1 pseudogene is annotated in these 631 nt (G+C 54.2%); it reads left to right on the top strand.

What is annotated here, in order from left to right:
• Positions 1–446: 446 nt before the first annotated feature.
• A pseudogene (locus tag J5224_RS33735) lies at positions 447–631 on the top strand (serine protease); the annotation flags it as partial.

Below are 631 nucleotides of genomic sequence, written 5' to 3' on the forward strand. Positions count from 1 at the left end.
CGCTAAAAAACCGGTTCCGACCGCAGCGTAATCGCATCACCGCTTCTTGTCTCAAGATCCCTGCTCCGGCAGGGACGAGTTAGCCACAAAACGTGAACCGTTCCGCTTCCAACACCGAACGGTTTCACGCAGTGATAATGAGTCTGACACCCGGTGAATCGGGTGTTTTTTTATGACAGGCATTCCAGCCGTTGCCTCCCGGTAGCCGCCGTATGCCCATACGCACACGGTATGTTTAATGGGGTGCTTGATGATGTTCCATCGCTACTCATTTGAAATCGCGTTTTCGTTGGTGCTGGTGTGCGGATTTATCACGCTGCTGTTCTTTTTATGACGAGCACTCACGCACTCAGGGTCGCGCCCGCCCCCGCAACGCTGGCAAACCCGGCTATAGTTAGTGGGTGACGTAAAAAAGATATCGCTTTTTCCGCAAGGTAATCCTATTGATGCGTAAACTGGCTTGGTTGTTCTGTTTGATAGCGTTACCCGCAGCCCCTGGCTGGGCTGAACAATCCCCCTCTGAAGCGGAACGTCAGCAAATCCTGTTCTTTAATCATGACGATCGCGATCCGGTGCCGACACCCAACGCCTGGCCCTGGCAGGCCATTGGCCAACTGGAGACCGCCAGCGG

The organism is Candidatus Symbiopectobacterium sp. NZEC135, from assembly GCF_025962695.1.